Genomic DNA, 17539 nt, shown 5'->3' with positions numbered 1-17539 from the left:
ACCGTGCCGTACGCGTCGCTTCAGGACGGAATCCGTCTCTACTACGAGTTCCTCGGGCCCGACGACGGCCCCACGATCATCCAGTTCGGCGGCGGCCTCTTCGGCCGACACAACTTCGGCGCCGTCAACGACGGCTTCATCGCAGAGGGCTTCCGCCTCCTCCCGTTCGACGCGCGGGGCTACGGTGCCTCCGACCATCCCCACGAGCAGTTCACGATCGAGGGCTGGGCGGACGACGGGGCCGCGCTGCTCGACGCTCTCGGGCTCGAGAAGGTCTTCGTCCACGGGACGTCGATGGGTGGCATGATCGCCATCGCCTTCGCCGCCAAGTACCCGGAGCGCACGATCGCCGCCTGCGCCGACGTCGCCTTCGCGAAGCCCGACGTGTACCGGAAGACGCTCTTCCGCGTCTGGCGGCGGATGGCGGAGTCGATGCCGTGGGACGACTTCTCCGACCACGTGACGACGCAGGCCGTCGGCCCGAAGTTCCTCGAGAGCGAGGAGGGCAAGGACACGTTCGCGCTCGTCCGCGCCGTGATCGGCTGGAACGACCCCTACACCGTGCGGCAGGCGTGCATCGCGATGGAGGAGATGGACCTGACGCCGCTCGTGCCGCAGATCTCGGTGCCGGTGCTGATGACGAACGGGACCTACGACATCCTCTGCCCGCCCGAGCTGGCGCCGTCGGGCCTCGGCGCCCGCCGGATGGCGGAGATGAACGGGAACATCTCCACGCACGAGTTCCCGGACATCGGGCACGCCGACCTGCTCGAGTGCCCGGCCGACGCGGTGCGGATCGTGAGCACGTTCTTCCGCGAGGCGATGGGCTAGGCGGCGAGCGGCGCGGCCGCCGCGCGGGGTCGCCCCCGGGCCGGGGCGGAGGGGCTCACGCCGAGCGTGCCGCGGCGCGTGTCTCGAGCGCCTTCACGAGCGCGGTGACGACCGCGTTCACAGGGGCGTCCACCCCCACCGCGGCGGCGCGCGGGGGGATCGCGCCGTTGATGACGTCGATCTCGCACGGCCGGCCCGCGAGACGGTCGAGCAGCATCGAGGGCCGGGCGCCGGGGATCCGCTCGCCGAACGCGGTCACGTGGGCGATCGGGTCGTCGAACCCGAGCGCGACGCCGCTCGCGACCGCGACGTCGTACGCCTCGCGCGCGCACGCCGACGCGACGAGCCACGCGTCGGGGTCGGCGAGCACCTCGCCGATCGTCGCGTCGAGGACCGTGCACGTGCCGCTGAAGCACACGTTGCAGATCAGCTTCTCCCACACGAGGCGGTCGACGTCGTCGCAGGTGGCGACCGTGAAGCCCGCGTCGCGCCAGACGGCGGCGATCCGCTCGACGCGGGCGGACGCGGGCCCGCGCCGCTCGCCCAGCCGGACGAGCTCGAGGCCGTGGTGGTGCACGTGGCCCGGAGCGACGATCGAGGCGCCGAACCCGCCGGCGATGCCGGCGATCACCCGCTCGTCGCCGAGCACCTCGGCGACGACGTCGAGGGAGCCGAGCCCGTTCTGGATCGGGAGTACGACGGTGTCGGCGCCGACGAGGGCGCGGGCGCCCTCCGCCGCCGCGCGGACGTGCATCGCCTTCGTCGCGATCACGACGAGGTCGACGGCGCCGATCTCGGCCGGGTCGGCGGTCGCCGCAACGTGCACCACGCGATCGCCGCTCGCGCCCTCGACGCGGAGCCCGCGCTCCCGGATCGCCGTCACGTGCTCGGGCCACGGGTCGACTGCCCAGACCTCGTTCCCGGCGCTGCCGAGCAGGCCGGCGTAGACGGAGCCCATCGCGCCCGCGCCGACGATCGCGATCCTCATCGTCCTCGGTGTCGGCGCGGGCCGCGGGCCGGGTGCTACTTCAGCGGGTTCGTCCCCGCCATCCAGATGATCACGCGCTTGAACTTCCCGTCCTCGTCGAACGTGAAGAAGTTGCAGTTGTGCATGTCGTTCTGCGTGCCGTCCTTGAGCTCGCCGATGTAGCCCTGCTCGGTCGCGACCTTCCCCGCGGCCTCCTCGACGACCATGTTGCGGATCTCGTGCCGGATCGTCACCGACGCCTCGAAGAAGTCGGTGAACATCCGCCGGATCTCCTCGGCACCGGTGAACGTCACGTGGTCCGTCTGGACGGTCAGCGTCGCGTCGTCCGCGAAGTGTGCGAGGACACCGTCGGCGTCCATCGCGTCGACCGCGTCGAAGTAGGTCTGCGGTGCGGCGGCGAGTGCCTCGCGCGTCCACGTCCCCGTCGTCGTGCTCATCTCGATCCTCCTTCGTCTCGTGAGGCCCGATCGTATCGTGGCCCCGGGTTCACGATCGCCCCTCAGGCGGATGCGTCGCCCGCCAGTGCCGCGCGATGTCCGCACGCGTGGCGACCCACACGTCCTCGCACGTCTCGACGTGGGCGAGGAACCGCTCGAGCCCCCGGGCGCGCCCCGGCCGGCCGACGATCCGGCAGTGCAGCCCGACGGACATCATCCTGCCGCCCTCGGCACGCAGCGTCTCCAGGCTGTCGACGAGGTACGTCGCGAAGTCGTCGGCGGTGACGAAGCCGTTCGGGAGCAGGAACTTGAAGTCGTTCGCGTCCAGCGTGTACGGGATCACGAGGTGCGGCTGCCCGCCGACCTCGACCCAGTACGGGAGCTCGTCCGCGTACGCGTCGGAGTCGTAGAGGAACCCGCCCTCCTCGACGACCAGGCGGCGCGTGCTCGCCGACACCCGGCCCGTGTACCAGCCGACCGGCCGCGTGCCGCACACGGACTCGATCGCCGCGATCGAGCGGCGGATGTGCTCCCGCTCCTCGTCCTCGTGCATCTCCAGGTAGTCGATCCACCGCCACCCGTGGCTCGCCACCTCCCAGCCCGCCTCGACCATCGCCCGGGCGGCCTCCGGGTTGCGCTCGAGGGCCTGGCCGACCGCGTACACGGTGAGGGGGAGCCCGTGCCCGGCGACGAGGCGGTGGACGCGCCAGAACCCGGCCCTGCTCCCGTACTCGAACATCGACTCGGTGTTGAGGTTGCGCTGCCCGACGGTGGGCGGCGCACCGATCACCTCGTGCAGGAACGCCTCCGACGCAGGGTCGCCCTCGAGCGGCGTGTTCTCGCCGCCCTCCTCGTAGTTGAGGACGAGGCTGAGGGCGACGCGGGCGCCCCCCGGCCACTGCGGGTCGGGCGGCTGCCGACCGTACCCGATGAGGTCGCGCTGCCCGCTCACATCACGTGCCCCCCGGAGACGTTGACGACCGAGCCGGTGAAGTAGCTGCCGCCCGCCGACGCGAGCAGGACGACGATCGGCGCGATCTCCTCGACCTGCGCCACGCGGCCGAGGGGGATCTCCGCGAGGATCCCGGCCATCGTCCCGGGATCGACGTCGGCGAGGATCTCGGTGTCGACGGGGCCCGGGGCGACGGCGTTGACCGTGATCCCGTGCGGGGCGAGCTCGCGGGCGAGCGCCTTCGTGAGCCCGTGCACGCCTGCCTTCGCCGCACAGTACGCGGCGAGGTTCGGGGCCCCTCGGAGCCCCAGCTGCGACCCGACGTTGACGATCCTGCCGGAGCCCTGCGCGATCATCGCCGGCGCGACGGCGCGCGAGCAGAGGAAGACGCCGGTGAGATCGACGGCGAGCACCCGGTTCCACTCGTCGAGGTCGGTGTCCACGAGCGGCGCAGCCGACGCGACGCCGGCGTTGTTCACGAGCACGTCGACCGTCCCGAACGCGGCGAGTGTCTCGTCGGCGAGGCGCTGCGCGTCCTCCTCGACCGCGACGTCGACGCACAGCCCGAGGGCGCGGGCGCCGGCCGCGGTGAGCGCGTCCGCGACCTGCGCGGCGCCGTCGCCGTCACGATCCGCGACGACCACGCGTGCCCCCTCCGCGGCGAGCGCCTCCGCGATCGCCCGCCCGATCCCGCGCGCGGCGCCGGTGACGATCGCGACGGTGCCCGCCAGCGTCGTCACGAGAGCGGGACCTCCCCGAAGACGCCCGCGCCCGCGAGCTCGCGGACGCGCTCCTGCGAGTAGCCGCACAGCTCCACGAGCACCGCCGTCGTGTCCTCCCCTCGCCGCGGGCCGCGCACCGGCGCCCGCTCGAGGGACGCGCCGTCGGCGTCGGCGAGGCGCAGCGGCGTCCGGATCGTGCGCACGCGCCCGAGCGCCGGGTGGTCGTGCTCGACGACGTCCTCCCGCGCGAGCGTCTGCGGGTCGAGGAGCGCCTCCTCGACCGTGTTGATGCGGGAGGCGGGGACGCCGGCCTCGACCAGCGCCTCGATCCACTCGTCGACACGTCGCTGTCGGAACGCCCCCTCGAGGATCGGGACGAGCACGTCGCGGTTCTCGTTGCGGCCGGCCATCGTCGCGAAGCGCTCGTCCTCGTTCAGCTCGGGCATCCCGATCACGTCGCAGACGCGCTCCCAGAACTTCTGCTTGGCGGCGGCGATCACGAACCAGCCGTCGGACGCCTCGAAGTTCTGGAAGGGGACGATCGTGGGGTGCGCCGATCCCTTCCGCCGCGGCGGCACGAAGCCGCGGGTCGCCGCCCACGGGCCGATGTACATCAGCTCGTGGAGGGCGGTCTCGAAGAGGGAGACGTCGCAGTCGCAGCCGACGCCGTCGCGGCGGGCGCGCCAGATTCCGGCGAGGATCGCGATCGCCGAGGCATAGCCGCCGGAGAGGTCGACGAGCGAGAGCCCGGACTTCGTCGGCGGCCCGTCGGGGTCGCCGGTGAGGCTCTGCCACCCGGCGAGCCCCTGCATCATGTAGTCGTACCCGCCCTCCCGGGCTCGCGGCCCGGTCATCCCGAACCCGGAGAGGGAGCAGCAGACGATGCGGGGGTTGACGTCTCGGAGCTGCGCGTACGTGAGCCCGAGCTTCTCGGGCTGATCGCCGCGGAGGTTCGAGTAGACGCCGTCCGAGACGCGCACGAGGTCGTGCAGGACCTCCGTCCCGCGCGGATGACGCAGGTCGAGCGAGACGCTCTTCTTGCCGCGGTTGAAGGTCTCGAAGAAGAGCGAGTCCTCGCCCTCCTGGAACGGCGGCACGTAGCGACCCACGTCGCCGCCGGCAGCGGGGTCCTCGACCTTGATGATCTCCGCCCCGAGGTCGGCCAACTGGAGCGTGCCCCACGGCCCCGCCCCGAACTGCTCGACCGCGACGATGCGGACGTCGGCGAGCGGGAGCGTCATACCGTCGCCTCCTGCACCGCGGAGGCGACCTCGTGCAACCTCGCCACCTGGTCGAGGAACCCGGCCTCGTCCACCGCCGGGTTGAACGAGAGGTGCCGGACGCCGGCCTCGGCGTACTCGCGGAGCCGGGCGACGCACTCGTCGGGCGACCCGACGACGCAGAGCCGCTCGATGTGATGGCGCTCGAAGGCCATCCCGTAGCGCTCCGAGAGATGCGCGCGTGCGCGCTCGCGGGCCCGCTCCCCGTCCTCGTCGACGTGTGCGAAGGCGACGAGCACGTGCCGGAGCCCGTCCGGGTCGCGGCCGGCGGCGGCGGCGTGCTCCCGCACCGCAGCGACGCCGTCGGCGAAGCGCCGCGGCGAGACCATGTACGGCAGCCAGCCGTCGCCGAGCCTCCCCGCACGACGCACCGCGGCCTCGGACCGGCCGCCGACGAGCAACGGGGGCCCAGCCGGGCGGGGCGACCGGGGCTCGATCGAGACGTCGGCGAAGGCGTAGAAGCGCCCGTCGAAGGCCGCCGGGCGCTCCGTGAGCAGCGTCCGGAGGGCGACGATGCCCTCGTCGGCCCTCGCCCCCCGCTCCCGGATCGGCACCCCGGCCGCCTCGAAGTCGCCGGGGCCCTCGCCGCCCACGCCGAGACCGAGCAGCAGCCGGCCTCCCGAGACGTAGTCGAGCGACGCCGCCTGCTTGGCGACGAGGCTCGGGTGGCGAAGCGGCAGCAGCACGACCCCGGCGCCGAGGAGCACCCGCTCGGTCACGGCGGCGAACGTCGCGAGCGCGACCCCCAGGTCGAGGATCGGGTTGTGGAACGAGAGGTGCTCGCCGGCCCAGATCGAGTCGTAGCCGAGCTCCTCGGCGAGCTCCGCCACGGCGCGGTACCGCCCGGCGTCGGGCAGGCGACCCGGAAGCTGCCCGCTGCCCTGGATGCCGATCAGCATCTCCTCACCTCCGGCTCCGGCCCGAGGCCGCACGCTTCCACGCCTTCTCGTACCACGGGCGCAGGAACGCCAGGTGGTCGCGCATCTCGGCCTCCGCCCCGTCCGGGTCGCAGGCCTCGACCGCCTCCAGGATCCGCAGGTGGTGACAATGGATCTCCCGGTGGAACTGCCGGCCGAGCGAGGAGCGGGCGAGGTTCGTCTGCAGCACCGAGAAGATCGGCGCCGCCGAGACGGTGAGCAACGTGTTGCGGCTCGCGTCGAGCATGCACGTGTGGAACTCGGAGTTGTAGGTGAACTCCTCGCTCGTCCCGAGCCGCGCGTCGTCGTCCGGCACCGTCTCGCGGAGCCGGGCGATGTCGTCCTCCGAGCGGCGCTGCGCGGCGAGGCGGGCCGCCGGCACCTCGACCAGCTCGCGCGCCTCGAGCAGCTCCTCCAGCGTCACCCGCTTCGTCTCCGTGAGCAGGTTGACGTTGTCGTGGACGAAGGACGAGATGTGGTCGACCGTCGGCAGCGTGACGAAGCTCCCCCCGCTCGCCCCCTTCGCGGTGCGGATCAGGCCCTGCGCCGCGAGCACGCGCAGCGCCTCGCGGATCGTCGCCCTGCTCACGCCGAACTCGGCCGCGAGCGCCGACTCGCTCGGGAGCCGCTGGCCGACCGCCAGCTCGCTGGTCACGATCAGCTCGCGGAGCTGGTCGGCGACCTGCTCGTACGCCTTCCGGACACGCCTGACCGCGACCCCCGCGGGGACGTTCCCCACGACGCGCGGCTCGCGTGACGGGGTCGGTCGGTCGTCGGCGACGCCCGCGCCCTCGGAGGAAGGTGTCATCGGCCCTCAGTCGATCCCGAACTCCCGGTTCCCCGCGAGCGAGGTCGGAGAGGACGACGGCGGCAGCCCCCGCTCGGCGAAGTAGTCCGTGAGCGACGTGAACGTGGGCCGCTCACGGAGCTCCGCACGCAGCGCGGCCGTCGCCGCGTCGTCGATCTCGAGCGCCTGCTCGTCCGAGAAGACGACGCCGTAGGCGTCACGGGCGAGCTCGATCGTCGTGAAGTCGTCGAGCACGTCCTCCCGCACGGCCGCCGGGTCGCGGTCGAGCGGATCGCCGTACCCGGCCGCGTTCGGCTCGCGGAACTCGATGAACTCCCCGGCGCCGAACGGGATCCCGGTCACCTTCGCGTCGAGCACCTCCTGACGCCCGGTGTCGGGGTTGCGCCGGCACGACGCGACGAGGCCGTCCCAGCCGCCGAAGATGCCCATCGGCGGATCCGTCTGCCGGTCACCCTCGCAGGAGTACACGCCGTCGACGAGGAACCGGTTGCGGCGGATGATGCCGATGCCGCCCCGCCACTTGCCGGGCGCGGCCGGCTCGGGGCGGAGCTCGTACTGGTCGCACCGCACCGGGAAGCGCATGTCGAGCTCCTCGATCGGGTTGTTGCGCGTGTTCGCCATCAGGTTGTCGACGGAGTCCATCGCGTCCTTCCCATGACGGCCGCCGTACGACCCCTCGTTGACCTCGAGGTACAGCCAGTACTCGCCGGCGGACTCGTCGAAGCCCGAGTACGCGCAGAAGTGGATCCCGGCCGAGTTGCCCGCCGTCACCTGCTCCGGGAGCGCCTCGGCGAGGGCGAGGATCGTGTTGTCGACGACCCGCTGCACCTGGGTGAAGCGCGAGAAGCACGCCCGCGGGAAGTTGGGGTTGAAGATCGTCCCCTTCGGCGCGATCACGTCCACCGGTCGGAACACCCCGTCGTTCTGCGGCACGTGCTCCGGGAACATCACCTCGTCGAGCAGGATCGTCCGGACCGCGTAGTACGCCCCGACGAGCAGCGACCCCTCGAAGGGGACGTTGAAGCCGGTCGGCACCTCCGGGTTGGAGCCCGTGAGGTCGATCGTGATCCGGTCGCCCTCGACGACGACCTTCGTCTCCACGCGCAGGCGCACGCCGCGGTTGCGGGCGTCGTCGTCGAGCCACCCGACGATCGGTCCGTACTCGCCGTCCGGGATCTTCGCGATCTCGGCGCGCAGCATCCGCTCCGAGTAGTCCATCCAGTCGTAGGCCGCGCTCATCACCACGTCGGTCCCGTATCGCTGCACGAGCCGCAGGAACCGCTCCCGGCCGAGCTGGCAGGCAGCGAGCATCGCGTTCATGTCGCCGCGGTTCATCGTCTCGGTGCGGACGTTGTCGAAGATCATCCGGTCGACGTCGACGTTCAGCTCGCCCTTGCGGTACCAGCGGAGGCCGTTGTAGAGCTTCGCCTCGGCGTAGACGTCGAACGCGTCGGCGTTGATCCCCGGGAACGAGCCGCCGACGTCGAGGACGTGCGCCGTGACGGCGGCCCAGCCGAGGAGCTCCCCCTCGTGGAAGATCGGGACGGCGACGGCGATGTCCGGCGAGTGCGACGCGCCGAGGAAGGGGTGGTTGTGGACGATCACGTCCCCCTCCTCGATGTCGTCGCCGAGCCGGTGGAGGAAGCCACGGATGTACCACGGCAGGGAGCCGATGTGCATCGGTGTGGAGTCGGACTCGCAGAGCTCGCGCCCCTCGGCGTCGAAGATCCCGGCTCCGAGGTCCTCCGACTCGCGGATGATCGACGAGTAGCTCATGCGGAAGAGCACGCCGGCCATCTCCTTCGCGATCGCGTGGAACGCGCCGCCGAGCACGCGCAGCGTGATCGGGTCGACCTCCACCCGCTCGCGGGTGGGGGGCCCGGGCTGCCTACCGACCTCGTATTCGGTCACGGACATGTCGGCTCCCTCCTAGATCTCGCTCGCGACCGCGTCGGCGGCGGCGGCGAGCGCCTTCGCCTCGGCCGACGCCGCGACCTCGATGACGATGTTCCCGAAGCGGTCGACGTGCGCGGCCATCCCGGGCGGGATCACCGTCGTCGTGTCGTACTGGTTGACGATCGCGGGGCCGGTGAGCCGGTTCCCCGCCTTCAGCGCCCCACGCTCGTAGGAGCGCGTCGGCACCTTCTGCAGGGTGCCGCCGACGAGGAACCACGCCTGGCCCTCGTGCCGGAGCGCATGGTCGGGCGACTCGTCCCCGGCCTCGACCTCGGCGGTCTGCAGCGGCGGCATCAGGCCGATGCCGCGGACGCGGACGTTCGGGACCTCGATGTCCGACTCCTCGAAGCGGCGCGAGTACTCGCGCTCGTGGATGTCGTGGAAGTCGGCGCGGACCTGCTCCTCCCAGGCGTAGTCCACCGCACCGGCGGGGACGTCGACGCGGAGCTCGTAGCCCTGGCCGAGATAGCGGCAGTCGGCGATCCGGTGGATCACGATCTGGTCGGCCGTCATCCCGTCCTCGACGAGCTGCGCCCGCACCTTCGCCTCGAGCCGCTCGAAGAGCGCCTGGATCGCGTCGCGGTCGAGCGACGAGAGCCGCTGGTAGGCGGTCGCCACCTCCTCGTACACCATGTCGGTCGCGAGCAGGCCCATCGCCGCCGTCACCCCTGGGTAGGGCGGGACGAGCACGTGGGGCGTCCCCACCTCGAGCGCGATCTGGGCGGCGAACAACGGCCCGGCACCGCCTTCGGCGACGAGCGCGAAGTCCCGCGGGTCGTAGCCCTTCCGCACCGAGTTCTCCTCGATCGACTGCACCATCGAGTGGGTGAGGATCTGCACGGCGCCCATCGACGCCTCCTCGACCGACATCCCGAGCGCCTTCGCCGGCCCGTCCTCGAACGCCGTGCGCGCGAGGTCGGCGCGGAGCGTCATGCCGCCGCCGAGGAACGCCTCCGGCTGCAGCCAGCCGAGGTTCACCATCGCGTCGGTCGCCGTCGGCTCGGTGCCGCCGCGGTCGTACGCCGCCGGCCCCGGATCGGCGCCCGCGGAGCGGGGGCCGACACGGAAGATGCCGCCCTGGTCGACGTAGGCGATCGAGCCGCCCCCGGCGCCGATCGTGTCCACGTCGACCATCGGGATCATCGCCTGGTAGGGGCCGACGCGCGTGTCGAGCAGGTGCTTCATCCGGAGCCGGCCCTCCTGGGCAAGCCCGATGTCGGCCGACGTGCCGCCGACGTCGAGGGTGATCACGTTGTCGTACCCGGCCTGCTTCCCCGCCCAGATGCCGCCGACGACGCCGGCGACGGGGCCCGACATCAGGAGATTGACGGGCCGCTGGACCGCGGCGTCCGGGGTCGCGACGCCGCTCGCGGAGGTCATCAGGTGGACGTGGGTGCGGAGGCCGAGCTCCCGCAGCTCGCTCTCGAGGCGCCCGACGTAGGAGGCGACCTTGGGGCCGACGAACGCGTTCAGGCAGACGGTCGAGAACCGCTCGTACTCGCGGTACTGCGGGAGCACGTCCGAGGAGACGGAGAGGAACGCCTCCGGGAACTCCTCGCGGACGATCTCGGCGACCCGGCGCTCGTGATCCCCGTTCAGGAACGAGAACAGGAAGCAGACGGCGACCGCTTCGACACCGGCCTCCTTCAGTGCGCGCACCTGCGCGCGCGCCGCCTCCTCGTCGAGCGGGACGAGCACCGACCCGTCGCGGGAGATGCGCTCGGGCACGGTCAGCCGGTAGCGGCGGCGCACGATCGGGTACCGCTGCCACGGCAGGTCCTGGTAGTTCGAGAAGTTGAGCGGCTTCTTGTGGCGCGCGATGTGGAGGATGTCGCGGTAGCCCTCGGTCGTGATCAGCCCGACCTTCGCCCCGTTGTGCTCGATCACGATGTTCGTGGCGATCGTCGTCCCGTGGAACACCTGATCGAGCGACGACGGCTGCTCGCCGGCCTCCTCGGTGAGCTCGCGGATGCCCTGCACCGTCCCCTGGGACGGGTCGTCGGGCGTGGTCGGGAGCTTGTGGACGAGAACCGTCCCGGTCTCGTCGTCGACGTAGATCAGGTCGGTGAACGTGCCACCGACGTCGACACCGATGCGCTTCATGCGCCGTCACCTCCCGTCGTGAGGACGATCTTGCCGAAGAATGCTCGGCTCTCCATCAGGTCCGTCGCCTCCTTGACCTGCTCGAGCGGGTACGTCGCGGCGACCTGCGGCGTGAGGGCGCCGCGTGCGATCAACCCGAGGATGGTCTCCACCTCGCTCCGGTCGAACACGAACGACCCGATCACCGACAGCTGGCGGCGGAAGAAGGGGATGATGTCGAACGGCACGACCTCGCCCGAGTGGCCGCCGCAGATCACCAGGCGGCCGTCCTTGCGCAGCGAGTCGAGGCCCTTCTGGAACAGCTCCCCGCCGACGTGCTCGTAGACGAGGTCGACGCCCTCCCCGCCCGTCGCCTTCATGACCTCCTCGACGACGTCCTGCGTCGTGTAGTTGATGCCGACGTCCATTCCGAGCTCGGTCGCCTTCTCGAGCTTGTCGTCGCGGCTCGAGTTCCCGATCACGAACGCGCCCGCGTGCTTCGCGACCTGCACCGCCGCCGAGCCGATGCCGCTGCCGACGGAGTTGACGAGCACCGTCTCCCCCGACCGCAGGCGGGCCCTCGTGATCAGCATGTGCCACGCCGTCCCGAACGCGATGTGAGCGGCGGCCGCCTCGACGTCGCCGACGCCGTCGGGGACTCTGATCAGCTGCGAGGTCTTGCACAGGACCTTCTCGGCGTAGGCGCCGCCCGAGCCCATGCCGACGAACCACTCCGGGGCGACGCAGAGCGACTCCCGTCCGGTGCGGCAGTAGATGCACGCACTGCAGGTGGCGATCAGGTAGGCGGTGACGCGGTCGCCGACCTGCCAGCCCTCGACGCCCGCGCCGAGCTCCGAGATCCGCCCGACCGGCTCGATGCCGGCGATGTGTGGGAAGGCGACGGGGAAGCGGGAGACACCCTCCCGCACGTCGACGTCGAGGTGGTTCAGGGCGGTGGCCGTGACGTCGATCACGACCTCGCCCGGGCCCGCCGTCGGGTCGGGAAGCTCCTCGACTCGCAGGACGTCGGAATGGCCGAACTCGTGGAAGACGACCGCTTTCACGGACACGCTCCTCTCGCTTGGGGACGACGGACTTGTGTTTATGTCTGACATTCGCGATTCTGTCAATTCGATGGCCTCCCTGGGGTCCACACGGTCGCTCCTCTTCGTTCCGGGCAGCGACGAGCGCAAGCTCGCGAAGGCGCTCGGCGCGGGTGCGGACGCCGTGATCGCGGACCTCGAGGACGCCGTCGTGCCCGACGAGAAGGTGCGGGCGCGCGGGCTCGTCGCCGAGGCGCTCGGCGAGGCCGGCGGCGAGAGCCTGCGCCTCGTGCGGGTCAACGCCGCCGGCAGCGCGTGGTTCGAGGACGACCTTGCGGCCCTCGCCGAGATCGGCCTCGACGGGATCGTGCTCCCGAAGGCCTCGCCGGAGGCCGCCGGCGAGGCGACGCGGCTCGGGATCCCCGTCGTCGCGATCGTCGAGACCGCAGCCGGGCTGCGCCGCGCCTACGACGTCGCCTCCGTCCCCGGCGTCGAGGCGCTCGTGCTCGGGGCAGTCGACCTCGGCCTCGAGCTCGGGCTCGAGCCGCGGCCCGACGGGCAGGAGTTGCTCGTGGCGCGCTCGACCATCGTGATCGACTCTGCCGCCGCCGGGATACGCGCCCCGATCGACCAGGTATGGGTGGACGTCCGCGACCTCGACGGCCTCGAGCGCGACTGCGCGCTCGCGCGCTCGCTCGGCTTCCGCGGCAAGGCCTGCATCCACCCCGCGCAGGTCCCGGTCGTCAACGAGGCATTCGTGCCGTCGGGGGACGAGGTGGCCTGGGCGCAATCCGTCGTCACCGCGTACGAGCAGGCGGCGGCCGAGGGCCGAGGCGCTGTCGCGGTCGACGGGGAGATGATCGACCTGCCCGTCGTCGAGCGTGCGCGCCGTGTCCTGATCAACGCGAAGAGGAGCGTGCTCAATGTCGAGTGAGGAAGCAGCGGCGCCGAAGGAGTGGCGCGGTCGGTTCTACGAGGACTTCGAGGTCGGGGACGTGTTCCGCAGCCGGTTCGGGCGGACGATCACGCGCACCGACAACATCTGGTTCACGTGCCTCACCATGAACACGAACCCGATGCACTTCAGCGAGCCGTATGCGGCCAAGACGCGCTTCGGGCAGCCCCTCGTGAACAGCGCGTTCACCCTCGCGGTGGTGACGGGGCTGACGGTGCCCGACACGAGCGAGAACGCCGCCGCCAACCTGGCGTGGACGGACATCAAGCTCCCGAAGCCGGTGTTCGAGGGCGACACCCTGTACGCGGAGAGCGAGATCCTCGAGCGGCGCGAGTCGAGCTCGAACCCCAGCGTCGGCATCGTCTCGATGCGCTGCCGTGGGATCAACCAGCGCCACGAGGTCGTGATCGAGTACAAGCGGACGTTCATGGTCTACAAGCGGGACGCGCCCGAGGTCACCGAGACGTTCCCGCTGACCGACGAGAGCTGGACCGTCTGAGCGGACGGCACGAGAAGAAGGAGAGACACATGACCACTGCTGCCGAGACGATCGCCTCCTGGGCGACGAGCCTCAGCCTCGACGACATCCCCACGGAGGTGGCCGAGCACGCGAAGCACCACGCGCTCGACGTCCTCGGCTGCGGGCTCGCCGCGCACGCGGAGGGCGTGGCCGGCGAGGGGCGCACGACGATGGCGGAGCTCGGTGGCGAGCCGCAGGCGACGGTGATCGGGCTCGACGCCCGGCTGCCCGCCGCGAACGCCGCGTTCGCGAACGCCATGCTCTGCCACGGGCTGGACTTCGACGACACCCACTCCGACTCCGTGAGCCACGTCTCCGTCGTCGTCACGCCGGCGGTGCTCGCCGCGGGAGAGGCGCTCGGCGCGGACGGGCGCGACGTCCTGACGGCGATCGTCGCCGGCAACGAGATCACGTGCCGCGTCGGCATGGCCGCCCCCGGCGCGTTCCACGAGCGCGGCTTCCACCCGACGGCGATCTGCGGGATCTTCGGCGGCGTGGCCGCCGTCTCCCGCCTCTCCGGCGCGGACCCGCGGACGACGGCGAGCGCGCTCGGCATCGCCGGCTCCTTCGCCTCGGGCCTGTTCGCCTACCTCGAGGACGGCACGCCCACGAAGCCGATGCATCCCGCGTGGGCGGCACACGGCGTCCACGTCGCATCGCGGCTCGCGACGCACGGCGCGATCGGCCCGCACTCGGTGCTCGAGGGCAAGTTCGGCCTCTACCACGCCTTCCTCGGCGCCGAGCAGGGCGCGATCGACATCACGGGCCAGCTCGCGGACCTCGGCGAGCGCTGGGAGACGCCGCGCATCGCCTACAAGCCGTTCCCGGTCTGCCACTTCATGCACGGCTCGCTCGGCGCAGCCGGCGAGGCGGCTGCGGGGCGAACGTTCGCCCCCGAGGAGATCGAGGAGGTCGTCGTCCAGGTGCCGGCGGCGGGCGTCTCGCTCGTCCTCGAGCCGGCCCCGCAGAAGATCGCGCCCCGGTCGGAGTACGAGGGCAAGTTCTCCCTCCAGTACTCCGTCGCGTCGATGCTCGTGCGGGGTCACTGCTCGGTCGCCGACTTCACCGACGAGGCGATCGCCGACCCGGCCGTGCTCGCCGTCGCGGCGAAGGTGCGCTACGAGACGCGCGAGTACGCCACCTACCCGCAGGCCTTCCCCGGCGCCACGCTCGTGCGCCTCGCCGACGGGACGCAGCTCGAGGCCGACTACCCGTACCAGAAGGGCGGCCCCGAGAACCCGCTCTCGGACGACGAGGTGCGGGCGAAGTTCCGCGAGAACGCGGGGCTCGCGCTCGCCGCGCCCGCGGTCGAGGCGCTCGAGGAGGCGATCCTCACGCTCGAGCGCCAGGACGACCTGGCGGCAGCGCTCGCGCCGCTCGCCGGACGGGCGACGGTAGCGGCATGAGCGGAGACGACCTCACACCCGAGCAGCGGGAGATCGTCGCCGCCGTCCGCGACTTCGTCGACCGCGACGTCGTCCCGGTGGCGTCCGACCTCGAGCACGCCGACGAGTACCCCGAGGCGCTCGTCGAGACGATGCGCGAGATGGGGCTCTTCGGCACGACGATCCCCGAGGAGTACGGGGGCCTCGGGCTCGGCCTCGACACGTACGCGCTGATCGTGATGGAGCTGTCGCGCGGCTGGGTGACGCTCTCCGGGATCCTCAACGGCTCGTTCATCGCGGCGACGATGATCCGCCTGCACGGCACGGATGCGCAGCGCGACCGCTTCCTCCCGCTCCTCGCCGCCGGCGACCTCCGCTCGTCGTTCTCGATGACCGAGCCGCATGCCGGCTCCGACGTCCAGTCGATCCGCACGGTCGCCGTGCGCGACGGCGACGAGTACGTGCTCACCGGGCAGAAGATGTGGGTGACGAACGGGTGGCGCTCCGGCATCGTGATGCTGCTCGCGAAGACCGATCCGACGGCGGTCCCGGCCCACACCGGCATGACCGGCTTCATCGTCGAGAAGGAGCCCCGGACGAGCCTCCCGGGGCTCGAGATCCCGATGCCCGGGCTCCCGAAGCTCGGGTACAAGGGCGTCGAGTCCACGGAGCTCGTGTTCGACGGCTTCCGCGTCCCGGCGTCCAGCGTGCTCGGCGGCGAGGACGGCGTCGGCCAGGGGTTCAAGTACTTCATGAGCGGGATCGAGGTCGGGCGCGTGAACGTCGCCGCACGCGGCGTCGGCGTCGCGCAGGCGGCGCTCGACGACGCGGTCCGCTACGCGCGGGAGCGCGAGGCGTTCGGCAAGCCGATCGCACACCACCAGGCGGTGCAGCTGATGCTCGCGAAGATGGCGACCCGGGCCGAGGCCGCACGGCTGCTCACGGTGCAGGCGGCGCGCGCGAAGGCCTCGGGCGCGCGGGCGGACCTGGAGGCGGGCATGGCGAAGTACTTCGCCACCGAGGCGGCGCAGGACAACTCCCTCGACTGCATGCGGATCCACGGCGGCTACGGGTACTCACTCGAGTACCGCCCCGAGCGCTACTACCGCGACGCGCCGCTGCTCCTGATCGGCGAGGGCTCGAACGAAATCCAGCAGCTGATCATCGCGAGGCGGCTGCTCGAACGGGCAGGAGGCTGACATGGACTTCGCGCTCCCGGAGGAGCTCGGTGAGATCAGGTCGGCGGTGCGCGAGCTCTGCGCCCGCTTTCCCGGCGAGTACTGGCGCGGGCTGGAGCCCGACCGCTACCCCGAGGAGTTCGTGCAGGCGCTCACCGAGGCGGGCTGGCTGGCCGCGCTGATCCCGGAGGAGTACGGGGGGGCGGGGCTGTCGATCACGGCGGCGAGCGTGATCCTCGAGGAGATCAACGCCGCCGGCGGGAACGCGGGCGCCTGCCACGCGCAGATGTACACGATGGGGACGATCCTGCGGCACGGCTCCGAGGAGCAGAAGCAGCGGTACCTGCCGCGGATCGCCTCCGGCGAGCTGCGCCTGCAGGCGTTCGGCGTCACCGAGCCGACCGCCGGCTCGGACACCACGTCGATCCAGACCATGGCGACGAGGACCGACGGCGGCTGGCTCGTGCGCGGCCAGAAGATCTGGACGTCGCGGGCCGAGCACTCCGACCTGATGCTGCTCCTCGCCCGTACGACCCCGGCGGAGGAGGTCGAGAAGAAGACGCTCGGCCTCTCCACGTTCCTCGTCGACATGAAGCGCGCGCTCGAGGACGGGACGATGACGATCCGCCCGATCAAGACGCTCATGAACCACGCGACGACGGAGATCTTCCTCGACGGCGTCGTCGTGCCCGAGGAGGATCTCGTCGGCGAGGAGGGGATGGGCTTCCGCTACATCCTCGACGGCATGAACGCGGAGCGCGTCCTGATCGCGGCGGAGTGCATCGGCGACGGCCACTGGTTCGTGGAGAAGGCGCGGGCGTACGCGGGCGAGCGCGTCGTCTTCGGGCGTCCGATCGGCGCCAACCAGGGCGTCCAGTTCCCGATCGCGCAGGCGCACGCCCAGATCGAGGCCGCCGACCTGATGCGGTACAAGGCGGCCTGGCTGTTCGAGCAGGGCCTGCCCTGCGGCGCCGAGGCGAACATGGCGAAGCTCCTCGCGGCCGAGGCGTCGTGGGTGGCCGCGAACGCGTGCCTCGACACGCACGGCGGCTTCGGGTTCGCCGAGGAGTACGACGTCGAGCGGAAGTTCCGCGAGACGCGCCTCTACAAGGTCGCCCCGGTCTCGAACAACCTGATCCTCGCCTACCTCGGGCAGCACGTCCTCGGCATGCCGCGGTCGTACTAGCCCGCAGATCGGGCAGCCACCGAGCGGGGCGCGGGCGCGACACGGGCTGCGGCGGGCCCCGGCGCGTGGCTCGCTGGACCGCCTCGTCGCGCGTAGGGTGTCCGGATGCGCTCGCCGGAGGCGATCCTCGACGACGCGGGTGTGCCGTACAGGCGCCACGACCACGTGCCCGTGGCCACCGTCGCGGAGATCCTCGAGGCGCTCCCCTACCCGGCCGAGGAGCACGCGAAGACGCTCGCGTTCGACGCCGACGGGCGGAGCGTGCTCGTCGCGCTGCGCGGGAGCGACCGGCTGCGCTA

16 protein-coding genes and 1 pseudogene are annotated in these 17539 nt (G+C 71.7%); 7 read left to right on the top strand and 10 right to left on the bottom strand.

Features of this window, described 5'->3' with window-relative positions:
* Positions 1–3 precede the first annotated feature (3 nt).
* Positions 4–831 carry an alpha/beta fold hydrolase gene (locus AC162C_RS00625; RefSeq protein ID WP_462975083.1) on the top strand — a complete coding sequence of 276 codons (828 nt, stop codon included), beginning with the start codon at positions 4–6 and terminating at the stop codon, positions 829–831.
* Positions 832–886: 55 nt separating this feature from the next.
* Here AC162C_RS00625 and AC162C_RS00620 read toward each other — a convergent pair whose 3' ends face one another.
* The 10 genes from AC162C_RS00620 to AC162C_RS00575 are packed head-to-tail and all read right to left on the bottom strand — an operon-like array spanning position 887 to position 12037.
* Positions 887–1819, bottom strand: a complete 933-nt coding sequence (locus AC162C_RS00620) for a ketopantoate reductase family protein (protein WP_484095859.1) — start codon at positions 1817–1819, stop codon at positions 887–889.
* Positions 1820–1854: 35 nt separating this feature from the next.
* Positions 1855–2256, bottom strand: coding sequence for a nuclear transport factor 2 family protein (locus AC162C_RS00615; RefSeq protein ID WP_462972437.1), 402 nt, complete (start codon positions 2254–2256; stop codon positions 1855–1857).
* Positions 2257–2305: 49 nt separating this feature from the next.
* Positions 2306–3208 (bottom strand): allantoinase PuuE, encoded by a 903-nt coding sequence (gene puuE / locus AC162C_RS00610; protein ID WP_462972436.1) that lies wholly within the window; start codon positions 3206–3208, stop codon positions 2306–2308.
* Positions 3205–3948 carry an SDR family NAD(P)-dependent oxidoreductase gene (locus AC162C_RS00605; RefSeq protein ID WP_484095858.1) on the bottom strand — a complete coding sequence of 248 codons (744 nt, stop codon included), beginning with the start codon at positions 3946–3948 and terminating at the stop codon, positions 3205–3207. Before AC162C_RS00605 ends, puuE begins: the two co-directional genes overlap by 4 nt.
* The gene (locus AC162C_RS00600) at positions 3945–5171 is read right to left on the bottom strand and encodes a CaiB/BaiF CoA transferase family protein (protein ID WP_484095857.1); all 1227 of its coding nucleotides are present in this window, start codon (positions 5169–5171) and stop codon (positions 3945–3947) included. The genes AC162C_RS00605 and AC162C_RS00600 overlap by 4 nt, the downstream gene beginning before the upstream one ends.
* The gene (locus AC162C_RS00595; protein ID WP_484095856.1) at positions 5168–6109 is read right to left on the bottom strand and encodes an LLM class flavin-dependent oxidoreductase; all 942 of its coding nucleotides are present in this window, start codon (positions 6107–6109) and stop codon (positions 5168–5170) included. The genes AC162C_RS00600 and AC162C_RS00595 overlap by 4 nt, the downstream gene beginning before the upstream one ends.
* A gap of 4 nt (positions 6110–6113) precedes the next feature.
* Positions 6114–6935, bottom strand: a complete 822-nt coding sequence (locus AC162C_RS00590) for a FadR/GntR family transcriptional regulator (protein ID WP_484095855.1) — start codon at positions 6933–6935, stop codon at positions 6114–6116.
* 6 nt (positions 6936–6941) lie between these two features.
* Positions 6942–8852: a hydantoinase B/oxoprolinase family protein gene (locus tag AC162C_RS00585; protein ID WP_462972431.1), complete on the bottom strand. Its 1911-nt coding sequence runs from the start codon at positions 8850–8852 to the stop codon at positions 6942–6944.
* Between the two features lie 12 nt (positions 8853–8864).
* Entirely contained in the window at positions 8865–10994 is a 2130-nt protein-coding gene (locus tag AC162C_RS00580) for a hydantoinase/oxoprolinase family protein (protein WP_484095854.1), read from the bottom strand.
* Positions 10991–12037 carry a zinc-binding dehydrogenase gene (locus AC162C_RS00575; RefSeq protein ID WP_484095853.1) on the bottom strand — a complete coding sequence of 349 codons (1047 nt, stop codon included), beginning with the start codon at positions 12035–12037 and terminating at the stop codon, positions 10991–10993. The genes AC162C_RS00580 and AC162C_RS00575 overlap by 4 nt, the downstream gene beginning before the upstream one ends.
* 70 nt (positions 12038–12107) lie before the next feature.
* On the opposite strand from AC162C_RS00575, the gene AC162C_RS00570 reads away from it, so the two are divergent.
* From AC162C_RS00570 to AC162C_RS00545, 6 genes and pseudogenes are all read left to right on the top strand, one after another.
* Complete coding sequence (locus AC162C_RS00570; protein ID WP_484095852.1) at positions 12108–12950, top strand: HpcH/HpaI aldolase/citrate lyase family protein; 843 nt, start codon at positions 12108–12110, stop codon at positions 12948–12950.
* Positions 12940–13470, top strand: coding sequence for a MaoC family dehydratase (locus AC162C_RS00565; protein WP_462972427.1), 531 nt, complete (start codon positions 12940–12942; stop codon positions 13468–13470). The genes AC162C_RS00570 and AC162C_RS00565 overlap by 11 nt, the downstream gene beginning before the upstream one ends.
* A gap of 29 nt (positions 13471–13499) precedes the next feature.
* Positions 13500–14897: an MmgE/PrpD family protein gene (locus AC162C_RS00560; protein ID WP_484095851.1), complete on the top strand. Its 1398-nt coding sequence runs from the start codon at positions 13500–13502 to the stop codon at positions 14895–14897.
* Entirely contained in the window at positions 14894–16075 is a 1182-nt protein-coding gene (locus tag AC162C_RS00555) for an acyl-CoA dehydrogenase family protein (protein WP_462972425.1), read from the top strand. The genes AC162C_RS00560 and AC162C_RS00555 overlap by 4 nt, the downstream gene beginning before the upstream one ends.
* Position 16076: 1 nt before the next feature.
* Positions 16077–17240 carry an acyl-CoA dehydrogenase family protein gene (locus tag AC162C_RS00550; RefSeq protein ID WP_484095850.1) on the top strand — a complete coding sequence of 388 codons (1164 nt, stop codon included), beginning with the start codon at positions 16077–16079 and terminating at the stop codon, positions 17238–17240.
* 105 nt (positions 17241–17345) lie between these two features.
* Positions 17346–17539, top strand: a pseudogene (locus AC162C_RS00545) (hypothetical protein); the annotation flags it as partial.

Source organism: Gaiella sp. (assembly GCF_057140465.1).
This window is presented reverse-complemented; position numbering and strand designations above follow the sequence as displayed.